At 64.1% G+C, this 14,074-nt stretch carries 12 protein-coding genes; 4 read left to right on the top strand and 8 right to left on the bottom strand.

Annotation, left to right across the window (positions count from 1 at the left end):
• Positions 1-76 precede the first annotated feature (76 nt).
• The 8 genes from H097_RS11115 to H097_RS11080 form a co-directional block, all read right to left on the bottom strand.
• Positions 77-2,185 (bottom strand): TonB-dependent receptor, encoded by a 2,109-nt coding sequence (locus H097_RS11115; RefSeq protein WP_032859849.1) that lies wholly within the window; start codon positions 2,183-2,185, stop codon positions 77-79.
• A 150-nt stretch (positions 2,186-2,335) separates the two neighbouring features.
• On the bottom strand, positions 2,336-3,718 hold the full coding sequence (locus H097_RS11110) for a PepSY domain-containing protein (protein ID WP_032859847.1): 1,383 nt from the start codon (positions 3,716-3,718) through the stop codon (positions 2,336-2,338).
• 149 nt (positions 3,719-3,867) lie between these two features.
• A complete protein-coding gene (locus H097_RS11105; RefSeq protein ID WP_032859846.1) occupies positions 3,868-5,943 on the bottom strand; it encodes a TonB-dependent copper receptor in 2,076 nt (691 codons plus the stop codon).
• A gap of 95 nt (positions 5,944-6,038) precedes the next feature.
• On the bottom strand, positions 6,039-6,461 hold the full coding sequence (locus H097_RS11100) for a DUF2946 domain-containing protein (protein WP_050593337.1): 423 nt from the start codon (positions 6,459-6,461) through the stop codon (positions 6,039-6,041).
• A 19-nt stretch (positions 6,462-6,480) separates the two neighbouring features.
• Positions 6,481-6,963, bottom strand: coding sequence for a copper chaperone PCu(A)C (locus H097_RS11095; protein WP_032859844.1), 483 nt, complete (start codon positions 6,961-6,963; stop codon positions 6,481-6,483).
• Between the two features lie 45 nt (positions 6,964-7,008).
• Positions 7,009-7,404, bottom strand: a complete 396-nt coding sequence (locus H097_RS11090) for a DUF2946 domain-containing protein (RefSeq protein WP_032859843.1) — start codon at positions 7,402-7,404, stop codon at positions 7,009-7,011.
• A gap of 273 nt (positions 7,405-7,677) precedes the next feature.
• Positions 7,678-8,388, bottom strand: coding sequence for a cobalt-precorrin-6A reductase (locus H097_RS11085; protein WP_032859841.1), 711 nt, complete (start codon positions 8,386-8,388; stop codon positions 7,678-7,680).
• Entirely contained in the window at positions 8,385-9,590 is a 1,206-nt protein-coding gene (locus tag H097_RS11080; protein ID WP_032859840.1) for a bifunctional cobalt-precorrin-7 (C(5))-methyltransferase/cobalt-precorrin-6B (C(15))-methyltransferase, read from the bottom strand. The genes H097_RS11085 and H097_RS11080 overlap by 4 nt, the downstream gene beginning before the upstream one ends.
• 111 nt (positions 9,591-9,701) lie before the next feature.
• Between H097_RS11080 and cobG the strand changes: the two genes are divergently transcribed.
• The 4 genes from cobG to cobJ are packed head-to-tail and all read left to right on the top strand — an operon-like array spanning position 9,702 to position 13,993.
• Positions 9,702-11,006, top strand: coding sequence for a precorrin-3B synthase (cobG, locus tag H097_RS11075; protein ID WP_082445564.1), 1,305 nt, complete (start codon positions 9,702-9,704; stop codon positions 11,004-11,006).
• Positions 10,999-11,625, top strand: a complete 627-nt coding sequence (locus tag H097_RS11070) for a precorrin-8X methylmutase (protein WP_032859838.1) — start codon at positions 10,999-11,001, stop codon at positions 11,623-11,625. The genes cobG and H097_RS11070 overlap by 8 nt, the downstream gene beginning before the upstream one ends.
• Positions 11,625-12,356 (top strand): precorrin-2 C(20)-methyltransferase, encoded by a 732-nt coding sequence (locus tag H097_RS11065; RefSeq protein WP_032859836.1) that lies wholly within the window; start codon positions 11,625-11,627, stop codon positions 12,354-12,356. Before H097_RS11070 ends, H097_RS11065 begins: the two co-directional genes overlap by 1 nt.
• Positions 12,356-13,993, top strand: a complete 1,638-nt coding sequence (gene cobJ / locus H097_RS11060; RefSeq protein WP_032859835.1) for a precorrin-3B C(17)-methyltransferase — start codon at positions 12,356-12,358, stop codon at positions 13,991-13,993. The genes H097_RS11065 and cobJ overlap by 1 nt, the downstream gene beginning before the upstream one ends.
• Positions 13,994-14,074: the final 81 nt, after the last annotated feature.

Genomic DNA, 14,074 nt, shown 5'->3' with positions numbered 1-14,074 from the left:
GAGGCTGCTAGCTGAAACTGTCCAACTTTTCGGGGGCAGTCCAAAAGCCCTTCCACACAGGGGGTGTTGTCGCCAGTCAGAAGGTGTAGTCGGCGGTCACAAAGAACGAGCGCGGCTCGCCCAGGATCCACTGTTGGCCGTCATTGTACTGGCTCACGGCGTAGGTGCGGTCGAACAGGTTATTCAATTGCAGGCCCACTGTCGTGTTGCGCAGGGCTTTCCACGACACGCTGGCATCGACCACGGTGTAGCTGGGCAGCTCGTTCTGGTTGGCCATGTCGGCGTAGCGCGCATCGACATAACGCACACCGGCACCGGCGCGGATGTCTTCGGTCACGGCCTTGCTCAGCCACACGTTGGCGGTACGGCGCGGTACATCGACCGGGCGATTGCCGTCGCGGGAGATGGCAACGCCGCCGACGTTCTGGCTGAAATCGTCGTACTGGGCGCGCACGATTGCCGCGTTGGCTTGCAAGGCCCAGGCGTTGGGCAGTTGCAGGTCCAGGCTGGCTTCGAGGCCGTCGGACGACTGTTGGCCGACTTGCTGCTTGAGTCCGGGGCTGCCGGGCACATCGGTCAGCAGTTTCTTTTTGACGATGTGATAGGCCGCCAGGGTCCACTCGCCACGCTGGTCCCAGAAGGCCTGCTTGATGCCGATTTCGGTCTGTTTGGCGGTGGCAAGGTCGAATTGCTGCTGGCTGGGGCTCAGGGAAATCAGGCCGCTGATGCCATCGGTGCTGGTCGCATACTGGCCGTAGATCGAGGTGTCCGGGGTTACAGCAAACACCAGGCCGGCCTTCCAGTTATTGCCGGTGAGGGTCTTGTCGCTCTGCTCGCCGGTTCTCAGTTGGTCGCGGTCCAGGTGTACATAGTCGCGACGGATGCCGGTGATCAGCGACAGTTGGTCGGTCAGTTGCAGGCGGTTTTCGGCAAAGCCCGAGAACTGTTTGGTGGTGGTGACGAACAGCGGCAGGAATGGATCGGCACTTTCAAACGGCGCTGATGCCGGGTGGTTTACGTCGATGGGTTGGCCGGCGGGCAATACATCGTCAAACGGTGAGTTACTGGCCAGGCGGAAACGGATACGGTTGTATTCCACGCCGGTCACGGTCTGGCTGTCGAGGCCCAGCAGCGTGTGTTTGAAGGTGAAGGTCTGGCGGTCGCCGACCTGTTCCTGGTTGTGCTTGATGCCGTAGAAGCCGCTGCGAGTCAGTTGCCCGCCGCTGAAGTTGTAGTTCTCGGCGTTCTGCCAGCGGCGCTGGTTCTTCAGGTAGTACAGCTCGTTGCTGGCACTCACCGAATCGCTGATCTGCCATTCGCTGGTCAGGCGGGTCCATTGGTCGTTGTAATGCTGGGTGTCGTTGCTGACGTTGTAGTTCTTGTCGCGCAGGCCCTTGTGCAAGTGGCCGTTGATCAGCGGCGTGCCGAAGTAGTTCTGTGGGCGCTGGTCGCCGTAATCGTGAGCCAGGGTGAAACTCAGGTTGTCGGCAGGCTGCCAGCGCAGGGCTGCGCTGACGAAGTCGCTGGCCGAGTCGCCATGGTCGATAAAACCATTGCTGCGCAGGCGGTTGAGGTTCAGGCGGTAGCTCAAGGTGTCGGTCAGCGAGCCGCCGCTGTCCAGGGCTTGTTGCTGGCGATCATAGGAGCCGTAGCCCAGGCGGATACGGTTTTCGATATCGCCGGTGAAGGGCTTTTTCGAGATCGTATTGACCACCGCGCCGGTGGCGCCTTCACCGTACAGCACCGATGCGGGGCCGCGCAGCACATCCACACGCTCCACGGACCAGGTGTCTACCGGGAAGGTGGACGTGCCCATGCCGTTGTACATGCGATTGCCGTCATACAACTGCATCACCGAACCCTGGCCGGTAAAGCCCCGTGCTTGCAGGGACGTACCGCCGTCGCCCGGTGTGCCGGTGCGGCTGATGCCGGTGGCACGGGAAATTGCGTCCTGCACGCTGACATCACCACGCTCGCGGATCTGTACGCCGGTCTGGCTTTCGACACTGCCCGGAGTTTGCAGGGCCGTAAGGTTCAGACGCGAACCGGCAGTAGTCGCAGTGTTCAGGTCGATAGCCGGGCTGTCCACTTCTGGCGCGGTGACGGGGCTGACAGGCAAGGTCAATGCCTGGGCGCTGGAGTGCAGCGCAAGCAGGCACAGGCCGGACGCAAGGTACTTGTTCATTGCAGGATCAATTCTTCTTCGAGGCGGTGCTCGCCGCCGGGCGCGGCGAGCAGGGATTGCACTAAGTGTTATAATATAACACTTCTTACGTTGAGGGTGAAAGCCCGCGCAAGACTACATAACGCCTCTATGTAGGGCATCTCGCCTACCTCATGCAGAAGATGAGGCCGATTCACGTTGCTTGAAAAAACGCGCCAGCACTAGCCGATCCACTACCCACACCACAATCAACGAGGCGCCAACCAACGGAAAAATGATCGCCAGGCCGAGCATGATCACCATTGCGGTTTTCCACTTCGGCAAATCATGGCGCAACGGTGGAACCCCCAGGCCGCCCTGTGGCCGGCGCTTCCACCAGATCACCACGCCGCTGACCGCACTCAACAGAATCATCAGGCACACCAGCAGCACGATGATCTGGTTGACCACGCCGAACATCTTGCCCTCATGCAGCATGACCCCGGACTCGGTGACCCGCGCCACGCTGTTGTAGTGCTCCCAGCGCACATCGGCGAGGACCTTGCCGGTGTATTGGTCGACATGCAGGGTCGCGTCATTGCGCGGGTCGTTGGCGAACACCGCAATGGTGAACACGCCTGTGGCGGTGGTGGGGAAGGTGATGCTGTAGCCCGGCTCGACCTGGCGGGCCATGGCCAGGTCCACCACCTGTTGCAGGCTGATCGCCGGGGCTGCGGGGCCGTGGTTCATGCCGCCGTGTTGCATGTGCTCGGCATGCTCGCCGGACATCGGCATCGGCGTGTTCTCCATGGCCCATGGCACCGTCTGCTGGGTTGCGGTGTTGAGGCTGCGGGCCTGCTGGTCAGACTGCGGCACATCGTTCCACATCGCCGCTGGAAAGTGGTTCCACAGGTCAGCGTATTGCTTGCCCCAGAAGCCGGTCCAGGTCATGCCGCTGAGGATCATCAGCAGCAAAAATGCGGCGCCCCAGAACCCGGTGACGGCATGCAGGTCACGCCAGAACAAGCGCCCGCGGCTGCCCAGGCGTGGCCACAGAATCCCGGCCGCCGACTTGCCGCGCGGCCACCACAGGTACAGGCCGGACACCACCAGCATCACGCCCCAGCCGGCAGCGAGTTCCACCAGGCGGTCGCCGGTGGTGCCGATCATCAACTCACCATGCAGCGCACGGGCGATGGCTTGCAGGTTGTAGGTGGCGTCCTGTTCACCCAGGACGGTGCCGCGATAAGGGTCGACAAACACCGTCAGCTCGTTGCCGGCGTTGTGCAGGACAAACTGCGCGCTGCTGCTGGCGTCCACCGGCGGCAGGTACTTGCTGATCGTGCCTTGTGGGTAGGCGGATTTGGCCCGTTGCAGCAACTCGTCGGCGCTGAGGACCTGTTCGCCGGGCTGCACGTTGAGCAAGTGGCCGTACATCAGCGGGTCGAGCTGGGGCTTGAACAGGTAGATGATGCCGGTCACTGCCAGCAACACCATGAAGGGGGCGACAAACAACCCGGCGTAGAAATGCCAGCGCCAGGCCAGGTTGTAGAAGGAAATCTTTGGAGGGGTCATCAGGGTGCTCCGCAAGGACGTTATTTTTGTGCATGACTTGTAGGCGCGAGCGTGCTCGCGAAAAACCTGAGGTTGGCGCATTGAGTCTGACTTACCGCGTCATCGTTCACGTTCTTCGCGAGCAAGCTCGCTCCTACAAGGGTGGTGGGTTAGAAGCTCATATCCACCTTGGTCCAGAGCGTACGGCCCGGCTCATTGATGGCTTGCGGGTCGTTGGCCGGGTAACCGAACCCGGCGTTGCCGGCCAGGTTCAGGTGCTCGGCATAGGCCTTGCCAAACAGGTTGTCGACGCCGGTGCTGACCTTGAAGTTTTTGTTGATGCGGTACGCCGCGTTAAGGGAGAACACGCCAAAGCCACCGCTCTTGTCGAAGTCTTTGCCGACCACGTTGCCCTTGTTCTGGTCGATGCGGTTTTGCGCCGCCACCACACGCCACAACGCGCCGGCGCTCCAGTCGTCTTCGCTGTAGGTCAGGCCGAAACGCGCATCCAGCGGCGGCATTTGCGGCAGGGCTTTACCGTCGCTGCTGTTCTTGCCCCAGGCATAGGCCAGGGTGGCGTCGGCTTTCCAGTTGGCTGTCAGCTTGTAGGCGGCGCCCAGTTCACCGCCCATGATCCGCGCATCGATGTTCTGCGCCTGGGAGGTCATGCCCATCATGCCGGGCGTGTAGTTGAACAGGATGTAGTCGCGTACCTGGCCGATATAGCCGGAGGCCCAGGCTTCCAGGTCTGCGGTCTTGTACTGCAGGCCGAAGTCCAGTTGAGTGGTCTTCTCCGGCTTGATCGAGTCGAAGGCGTTCAGCGAACCCGACGGGCCACGGTTGGGCGAGAACAACTCCCAGTAGTCCGGGAACCGTTCGGCGTGCCCGAGACCTGCGTAGAGGGTGGTCGGGCTGTCGGCCAGGTCGTGTTCATAGCGCACGAAGCCGGATGGCAACGTGTCAGCACGGGTATCGCCGGCCGTGGGGTTGGCGCGGCTCATCATGCCGCTGCCGGTGCGCTGGCGAAAATCCTTGGCCGAGGCGCGATCCAGGCGGGCGCCGCTGATCAGCCGGTCGTTGTCGGCGGCATACCAGGTCAGCTCGCCAAATACCCCGTAGTTGTGGAAGTCGGCGTCCTTGTTGCGGGGCAGGTTCTTATAGGTGTCGACCCCGGCGCTGCTGCGCTGGCGGTGTTCGTTGGTCTGCGCATCGATGCCGCTGATCAGTTGCACATCGGCCCAGCGCCAGGTGGCCTTGATCCGTGCGCCAAGGGTGCGGCGGTCGACGTTGGAGGCCATGGGGCCGGCCATCATCCCGGTACCTGACGGCGTGCGCAGGCTGTAGTTGTCCATCACGTGGTCGGCGTAGTTGTAGTAGACCTGGGCTTCGACCTTGTCCAGCACCTCGCCGATATTGGATTTCTCGAAACGCAGGCCCAGGCTTTCGCGCAGGAACTGCGAGCCATCCATGCCGCGTCCGGCGTAGCGCGCCTGGCCATCGCCACGGCCAGCGGTGAGTTCCAGCAGGGTGTCGGCGTCCGGGGTCCAGCCGAGGGCAACGTCGCCGTTCCATTTGTCGTAGCGCGAGCCGACGGTGTCGTTGTTGCCGTCCTTGTAGTCATCGGCGTGGGCCTGGTTGCCGATCACGCGGATGTAACCGAGCGAGCCACCGGCGGCGGCATCCAACACTTTGTCGAAGCGCCCGTTGGAGCCGGCGAGGATGCTCGCATTGACCCGGGTGCCCAGTTCACCGAACTGCTCCGGCTCACGGTCGAACAGCACCGTGCCGGCCGAGGCGCCAGGGCCCCAGAGCACGGTTTGCGGGCCTTTGATCACGGTCAGCTTGTCGTAGGTTTCCGGCGAGATGTAGGAGGTGGGCGCGTCCATGCGGCCCGGGCAGGCGCCGAGCATCATGCTGCCATTGGTGAGGATATTCAGGCGCGAGCCGAACATGCCACGCAGCACCGGGTCGCCATTGGTCCCGCCGTTGCGCACCAGGGCAAAGCCGGGAATGGTCTTGAGGTAGTCACCGCCGTCACTGGCCGGTACCGGCTGGCGCGGGTCCTTGGGGTTGGTGACGATGGTCAGTGGTGAGCTTGGGGCAACGCCGGTAATCACCGTCGGGCTCAGCTCATTGTGGTGCTCGGCGTGGTCGTCGGCATACGCCTGTGGTGCCAAGAGTGCGCCGCACAAAACGGCGAGCACGGGGGTACATCCCATACGGGTGTCAGCAGGAAACCTGGACATGAAAAATTCCATCAATCAGTCGTAAACAACACGGCCAGCAGCCTGGGGCTGTCTAGGTGAAGACGGCCGTGCGAAGTGGTTGTTTGATCAGTGATCTACGACTGGATGGGCGGTGCGCGGCTGCGGGCGCCAGGGAAGATGCTCTGCCGGGCATGGCCCAGGCGCGTTGCAGGGGTGAGGGCGTTGGCCGGTGGTGGGGTGCCAAGGGCCACGAATGACACATGGCCAGGCAGGGCCGGGCAACTGAACAGCAGGCTGCAATAGCCGCATTTCTCCCACATGACGTGGTCGGCTGCGGGGGGCTTGGTGTGCTCGGCGGGGTGCTGGGGCGCGGCATGGCAGGTATCGTCCATCGACATCTGCATGGCCATGCCGGCGTGATGATCCATCGGCATCGCTTGGGAAATCAGCGGTCCGATAAAGATCATCAGCATGGCGAACAGGCTGATCCAACTGCCGCGTGCAAGCCTTGCGGGCGTGCGGCGGCGCTTGGTCAATCTGCTGGCGGGAGCACCCATGGGGGGCGGCCTGTGGTGATTACTGGGCGTGCTTGTGCTCGTGGCCGGTCATCGGCGGTGCTTTCTGGACCGAGACTTCCACGTTGACTGGCCCGGCCTTTTCGAAGTTCAGGGTCAGCGGGAAGTGCTGGCCGTCGCGCAATTGGCTGCGGTCCTTCAGGTCCAGCAGCATCACGTGATAGGCCATGGGCGCGAACGTCAGTTCGCCCTTGGGCGGCACGGCCACGCTGGGCACCTGTTGCATCTTCATCAAGTCGCCCTGCATCACATGCTCATGCAACTCGGCCTTGGCCGCCACTGGGGTGTCGACGCTGAGCAGGCGATCCGGGGTTTCGCCCTGGTTATGGATCACAAAGTAGGCGGCAACCGTCGGCGCATTGGGCGGCAATTCCTGTGACCAGGGATCGCTCACCAGCAGGTCGCCGGCCTTGTAGTCATCGGCATTGGCGGCACTGAACACAGGCAGCAGCAAGGCCGCCAGAAGCAGGGAAGATTTGAGCATGGCAGTTCTCCAGAACGATTCAAACGCAGTTCAATTGCGAAGTGATCAGACGGTTGGAGAGGCGCGGGGGTTGAGGCTCGGCCATTGCTGGCGCGGGGTAGGGTGCTGCAAGACGGGCGATGGCAGGCCAGGCGCCGGGTCGATCCGTGTCAGATACAACTGCGGCACATGCCCCGGCAGCGCCACCAACGGCGCCGAGCCCGAGCAGCACCAGCAATGCTGCATGGTGGAATGCTCGTCCTGCTGCGGCGCAGGTAGATCCAGCTTGCCCAGGGAGATCGCCACCAGCTTGCTGCCGTTGGACGAACAGAAACTGCCCCACAGCAATTGCTCGGCCGGGCTCTGCCCCTGCTGCATCGCCCCGGCCATCGGCATGGCAAACGCGTTGAACAGCACTGCAAGGCAGGCGATCCAGGCAAATGCAAAGCGTTGACGGGCCATGGCGGACAATCCGTAGGGTTAAACGATCAGGTGGGTATTTAGCCTGATCGGGGGGCATAAGTAAAAAGCGCCGGTGTGGTTTGGTGTCGCAGTGCTGCGTGTGGGCTATGGCTTTGATGATAGACGGGAACGAGAGAATACCAATCTCCAAAACGCCGCAGCCCTAAATGTGGGAGTGGGCTTGCCCACGATAGCGGTGTATCAGTCAGTACATCGGTTACTGACATACCGCAATCGCGGGCAAGCCCGCTCCCACATTTGAGCTGCGTTGTTCTATAAGGCCTGCAGTACCGAGTCGACGGTCAAAAACTCCCGATCCACCTGCGCCAACACCGGCCGCTGCAAAACCACCACCGGCACGCCGCGCTCGCGGGCCACTTCCAGCTTGGGCTCGGTGGCGCTGCTGCCGCTGTTCTTGCTGATCAACACGTCAATCTGTCTGCGCTCGAACAACGTCCGCTCATCCTCAAGCAAAAACGGCCCACGGGCGCCGATCACTTCGCAGCGTGCGTTGCCGGGGTAGGTGTCCAGTGCGCGCAAGGTCCAGAACTGTTCGGCAGGGATTTCGTCGAGGTGTTGCAGCGGTTCGCGACCGAGGGTGAACAACGGGCGCTTGAAGGGTTTCAGGGTTTCGATCAGCTCGGCCCAGTCACTGACTTCGCGCCAGTCATCGCCGGGCTGTGGCTGCCAAGCCGGGCGGCGTAGGGCCCAGCAGGGGATATGGCACAAGCGTGCGGCCTGGGCGGCGTTGGCACTGATGTGTGCGGCGTAGGGGTGGGTGGCGTCGAGGATCAGGCTGATGTTTTCGGTGCGGACAAACTGCGCCAACCCCTCGGCACCGCCGTAGCCGCCTACGCGCACCTGACACGCCAGGTCGGTGGGTACCCGGCCAATGCCGGCCAGGCTGTAGATGTGCTGTGGCCCCAGGGTGCGGGCGATGGCCAGGGCTTCCGTCACGCCGCCCAGCAGCAGGATGCGCTTCATAGCGGCTTGATCACTTCCAGCAAGGTGATGGGCAGCGCCTGGCGCCAAGTGTCGAACTCGCCCAGGGGCTGGGCCTGGGCCACGTGAATGCGGGTCAGTTCGCCGCCATGTTGCGCGCGCCAACTCATCAAGGTCATTTCGCTTTGCAGGGTCACGGCATTGGCTACCAGCCGGCCACCGGGCCGCAGGTGCTGCCAGCAGGTATCGAGCACGCCATCGCGGGTCACGCCGCCGCCGATGAAGACCGCATCGGGTACCTCCAACCCTGCCAGGGCCTGGGGCGCGCTGCCGCGAATCAGTTGCAGGCCGGGCACGCCGAGGGCGTCGCGGTTGTGTTCGATCAACTGCTGGCGGCCGGCATCGGCCTCAATCGCCAGGGCGCGGCAGCTGGGGTGGGCGCGCATCCATTCGATACCGATGGAACCGCTGCCGGCGCCGACGTCCCACAGCAGTTCGCCGGGGGTTGGCGCAAGGCGCGCCAGGGTCATGGCGCGCACATCGCGCTTGGTCAGTTGCCCGTCATGTTTGAACGCCGAGTCTGGCAGGCCCGCCAGGCGCGACAGGCGTGGGGTGTCGATAGTGGCGAGGCAGTCGATAGCCACCAGGTTCAACGGCGCAATTGGCGCGTCTTGCCAGGTGTCAGCGTGGCCATCGATCCGCCGCTCTGCCGCACCGCCCAGGTGTTCAAACACACTCAAGCGGCTCGCGCCGAACCCGCTGGCGCGTAACAGCGCAGCTATCGCCGCCGGGCTCTGGCCGTCATTGCTCAACACCAGCAAGCGCACGCCGCTGGACAGATGGGCATTGAGTGCCGCCAACGGACGGGCGACCACCGATAAGGTCACCACTTCCTGCAATGGCCAGCCCAAGCGTGCCGCCGCCAGTGACACCGAAGAGGGCGCCGGCAGGATCAACAGCTCATCCGTCGCCACCAGCCGCGCCAGGCTGGCGCCGACGCCGTAGAACATCGGATCGCCGCTGGCCAGTACGCACACCGCCTCACCCCGTCGCGCCAGGATCGGCTCCAGGGAAAACGGGCTGGGCCATAGCTCGCGCTCACCGCGAATGCACACCGGCAGCAAATCCAGCTGGCGCTGGCCGCCAACAATCCGCGAGGCGCGCAGCAGCGCATGCCGGGCATTCCTGCCCAGCCCCTTGAAGCCGTCTTCACCGATGCCTACTACTGTCAGCCAGGGCGACATATTGATTCCTTGAACGACATCCGACGGGCAGGCTTTTCATGCCGTCGGACAAAGCAGGCATAATACCGCGCCTTTGCCCGTAAACCGGTAGCCCCCGTGAAGCCACTTCCACTGTCCAGCAGCAAACGTCCCTCGGGTTGTCCGGGGTTGCTGCGTATTGTCCAGGCCTTGGATGGCGGGATCTGCCGGATCAAGTTGGCGGGCGGCGTCATCCGCGCCGAACAGGCGATGGCTGTGGCGTATGCGGCCCACACCTGGGCGGGCGGGGTGATCGAGGCGACCAACCGCGCCAACCTGCAGATTCGCGGCATCGGCCAGGAACACGATGGCCTGGTCACGCACCTGCTGGATGCCGGTCTTGGGCCGACCACCGCGGGCGGTGATGACGTGCGCAATGTGATGCTCAGCCCCGGTGCCGGCATTGACCGCGACATGCTGCTGGACACCCGGCCCCTGGCAGAGCAGGTCCTCGCTACTCTGCAAAGCCATCCGCGCTTTCATGAGTTGTCGGCCAAGTTCGCCGTGCAACTGGACGGCGGTGAGGCGCTGGCGATGCTCGATCATCACCACGACCTGTGGTTGTCAGCCTATCAAGCACAAGGCCAGACTTTGTTGGCGTTCGGCCTGGCCGGCTGTCCCGGTCGTGATCGGCCGCTGGCCGCCGTAACCCTGGACCAAGGCTATGCGCTGGTCGTTGCGGTGCTGGAACTGTTTCTCGACCTGGCCCGGCCCGACCAGAACCGTATGCGCGACCTGCTGGCGCAAACGTCTGTGGATAACTTCCTCGCACGCTTGAACCTGCCGTTACTTCCCGCCAACGGCTATCGTTGCCGCGCCAACCCGACCCTGTTGCGCCTGGGCACTTATCCACAGCGCCAATCTCAGCAGGTCTACGTCGCCGCCGTCGCGCCATTGGGGCGACTGGACTCGGCCATGCTGCGCGGCGCCGCGCAACTGGCCCTCGCTCATGGCGACGGCACATTGCGCTTCACCCCATGGCAAGGCCTGCTGCTGCCCAACTTGGCGCCGGACGCTGCCCCGCGCGTCACCGACGGCCTGGCGCAGTTGGGCTTCCTCTGTTCTGCCGAGCAGGCGCTGGCGCGGCTGATTGCCTGCACCGGCTCCAGCGGCTGTGCCAAGGCCCAGGCCGACACCAAGGCCGATGCCCTGCACCTGGCCACACTGTTGCAGGATCACGGCCAGGGCCTCGACGTGCACCTGTCCGGCTGCCCGCGCACTTGCGCCGCCGCGCACATTGCCCCGGTCACCTTGCTGGCGGTGGGCGTCGGGCACTACGACCTCTATTTTCGCGATGCAGCCCAGCCGGGTTTCGGCCGGCTGCACGCGCACAACCTTTCTATTGAAGCGGCGGGCGCCGTGTTGCGTGCCCGTCCACGGAGCAACACCGATGATTGATTACATCCGCGACGGTCAGGAGATCTATCGCAACTCCTTTGCGATCATTCGCGCAGAGGCCAAGTTGGATCGCATTCCGGCCGACCTGGAAAAACTCGCCGTGCGGGTGATTCACGCCTGCGGCATGGTCGAGGCCATCGACGGTCTGCAGTTTTCCGAAGGCGCGGGCAAGGCCGGGCGTGAGGCCCTGGCGGCGGGTGCGCCAATCCTGTGCGATGCGCGGATGGTCTGCGAAGGCGTGACCCGTGCACGTCTGCCGTCCAACAACCCGGTGATCTGCACCTTGCGCGACGACAGCGTGCCGGAGTTGGCGCGGGAGTTGGGCAACACCCGTTCCGCTGCGGCCCTGGAGCTGTGGCGCCCGCACCTGGCAGGCAGCGTGGTGGTGATCGGCAATGCGCCGACGGCCTTGTTCTATCTGCTGGAAATGCTCGACGCCGGTGCCCCGAAGCCGGCGCTGATCCTCGGTTTCCCGGTCGGCTTTGTGGGCGCCGCCGAGTCCAAGGCGATGCTCGCCGCCGACAGCCGTGGCGTGCCGTTTGTGATCATGCAAGGCCGCCTGGGCGGCAGTGCGATGGCCGCTGCGGCGGTCAACGCACTGGCCACGGAGGTCGAATAATGCAGGCGCGTGGACGTTTGATCGGCCTGGGTGTCGGCCCCGGTGATCCGGAGCTGATTACCCTCAAGGCCTTGCGCCTGCTGCGCGAGTCGCCGGTGGTGGCGTATTTCGTGGCCAAGGGCAAGAAAGGCAACGCCTTTGGCATTATCGAAGAGCACCTGGTGCCCGAGCAGACGCTGATGCCGCTGGTGTACCCGGTGACCACCGAAGCCTTGCCGGCGCCACTGTCTTATGAACAGGTGATCAGCGATTTCTACGACGCCGCCAGTGTCGACGTGGCCGCGCATCTGGATGCCGGGCGCGATGTGGCGGTGATCTGCGAAGGCGATCCGTTCTTCTATGGCTCCTACATGTACCTGCATGACCGCCTGGCCGAGCGCTACGAGGCGCAGGTCATTCCGGGCGTGTGCTCGATGCTCGGCGGCGCCTCGGTGCTGGGTGCGCCGTTGGTGTATCGCAACCAGAGCCTGTCGGTATTGTCCGGGGTGCTGCCCCATGACGAACTCAAGCGGCGCCTGGCGGATGCCGATGCGGCGGTGATCATGAAGCTGGGGCGCAACTTTACCAAGGTGCGCCAGGTGCTTGAGGAACTGGGGCTGGCCGGGCGCGCGCTGTATGTGGAGCGTGCGACCATGGCCAACCAGAAAATCGTTGCGCTGGATCAGGTCGAGCCCATGTCCTCGCCGTATTTCTCGCTGATCATCGTGCCGGGCGAAAGGTGGCAGGGTTGATGACGCCGGCGATCGTAATCCTCGGCCAGGGCAGCCTTGCCACGGCCCGCAGCATCCAGCAGCTGTATCCCGGCGCCTTGATCCATGGCCTGGCCGGCCGGGTGGAGGGCGCCGACCAGGCCTACAGCGAATTTGGCACGACCGTGCGCCAGCTGTATCAGCAGGGCACGCCGATCATTGCCCTGTGCGCGGCCGGGATTGTGATCCGCACCCTGGCGGCGCAGTTGCTGGAAAAAGGCGAGGAGCCGGCCGTGCTGGCTGTCGCCGAAGATGGCAGCGCAGTGGTGCCGTTGCTGGGTGGCCTGGGCGGGGTGAATATCATGGCGCGGGAAATCGCGGCGGCCCTGGGTGTGGCGGCTGCGATTACCACCAGTGGCGAGCTGCGGTTCGGCACCTGCCTGCTCAACCCGCCCCAGGGCTATCAACTGGCCGACCTGGAACTGGGCAAACGTTTTGTCTCGGACTTGCTGGCCGGCGAACATGTGCGTATCGAAGGTGCCGCGCCGTGGCTGGATCAGGCCAACCTGGCGCAGGACCAGCAGGCGCACCTGAGCATTCATATCGGCAGTGCCGAGCGTGTGCCGGCGGACAACGAGTTGCTGATCTATCCGAAAAACACCTGGGTGGCCTGCCGTCCAGGTGCCGAACTGGCTGCACGGGTTCGCCAGGCGTTGCAGCAGGGCGGTATCGCCGTGCAATCGCTGGCGTGCCTGCTGGGTGATGATGCCGACATGGCTTGCGGCGAACTGCATGAGGCAGCGCTGGAACTGGGTGTGCCGTTACGGTTTACGGCGTTGGCCGCTGGGCCGGAGATTGTCATTCACTCAACCGCTGCGCCGGTGGATCTGGCGCAACTGGGTCGTCCCCGTGGCCGCCTCGCGGTGATCGGCCTGGGCCCTGGCGCTGCCGAGCTGATGGTGCCGGCGGTCAAGGCCGAACTGGCGCGTTGCACCGATGTGCTGGGCTACGAAACCTATGTGCGCATGGCCGGGCCGTTTCGTGCCGACCAGGTGCAGCATTGCACCGACAACCGCGAAGAGATGCAACGGGCGCGGCATGCCTTCGAGCTGGCGGCCCTGGGCCGTTCGGTGGTGGTGGTGTCTTCCGGCGACCCGGGTGTGTTTGCCATGGCGGCGGCGGTGCTGGAAGCGTTGCACGAATCCAGCGACCCGGCCTGGCAGCGGGTCGAACTGGAGATCCTGCCGGGGGTCTCGGCGTCCCTCGCCACGGCGGCCCAGGCGGGTGCGCCATTGGGGCATGACTTCTGCGTGATGTCGCTGTCGGACAACCTCAAGCCCTGGTCCATCATCGAGAAACGCCTGGACCTGGCATGCCAGGCCGACCTGGCCCTGGCGTTCTACAACCCCATCTCCCGTTCGCGGCCATGGCAACTGGGGCGTGCCCTGGAGATCGTGGCCCAGCATCGTATCGCCGCAACACCTGTGGTGCTGGGGCGTGATATCGGTCGCCCGGGGCAGACGCTGCGCACCACCACCCTGGGGCAACTGACCCCGGACCAGGTAGACATGCGCACCATGGTGCTGATCGGTTCGTCCACCACCTGCGCGTTCCCTCGGGTGGGCGGTGGAGAGTGGGTGTACACGCCACGCTGGTATGGCGAGAAGCCGGCCTCCTGAAACGACGGCGGCCCCGCAATGGGGCCGCCGTGCTGTCAGAGAAAGCCCATTGCCGACGACAGAAATTTCTTTGTTCAGTCC

The sequence above is a fragment of the Pseudomonas sp. FH4 genome, from assembly GCF_000510915.2.
Taxonomy (GTDB): Bacteria; Pseudomonadota; Gammaproteobacteria; order Pseudomonadales; family Pseudomonadaceae; genus Aquipseudomonas; species Aquipseudomonas brenneri.
The sequence above is the reverse complement of the archived record's forward strand: the minus strand, read 5'-3'. Positions and strand labels throughout refer to the sequence as shown.

Bases quoted from the DNA above. Each gene is read 5' to 3' on its own strand.
- H097_RS11115 (WP_032859849.1), bottom strand. From the start codon at position 2,185: ATGAACAAGTACCTTGCGTCCGGCCTGTGCCTGCTTGCGCTGCACTCC.
- H097_RS11080 (WP_032859840.1), bottom strand. From the start codon at position 9,590: ATGTCGCCCTGGCTGACAGTAGTAGGCATCGGTGAAGACGGCTTCAAG.
- H097_RS11100 (WP_050593337.1), bottom strand. From the start codon at position 6,461: ATGGGTGCTCCCGCCAGCAGATTGACCAAGCGCCGCCGCACGCCCGCA.
- H097_RS11065 (WP_032859836.1), top strand. From the start codon at position 11,625: ATGCAGGCGCGTGGACGTTTGATCGGCCTGGGTGTCGGCCCCGGTGAT.
- H097_RS11095 (WP_032859844.1), bottom strand. From the start codon at position 6,963: ATGCTCAAATCTTCCCTGCTTCTGGCGGCCTTGCTGCTGCCTGTGTTC.
- H097_RS11090 (WP_032859843.1), bottom strand. From the start codon at position 7,404: ATGGCCCGTCAACGCTTTGCATTTGCCTGGATCGCCTGCCTTGCAGTG.
- H097_RS11085 (WP_032859841.1), bottom strand. From the start codon at position 8,388: ATGAAGCGCATCCTGCTGCTGGGCGGCGTGACGGAAGCCCTGGCCATC.
- H097_RS11110 (WP_032859847.1), bottom strand. From the start codon at position 3,718: ATGACCCCTCCAAAGATTTCCTTCTACAACCTGGCCTGGCGCTGGCAT.
- H097_RS11070 (WP_032859838.1), top strand. From the start codon at position 10,999: ATGATTGATTACATCCGCGACGGTCAGGAGATCTATCGCAACTCCTTT.
- cobJ (WP_032859835.1), top strand. From the start codon at position 12,356: ATGACGCCGGCGATCGTAATCCTCGGCCAGGGCAGCCTTGCCACGGCC.
- H097_RS11105 (WP_032859846.1), bottom strand. From the start codon at position 5,943: ATGTCCAGGTTTCCTGCTGACACCCGTATGGGATGTACCCCCGTGCTC.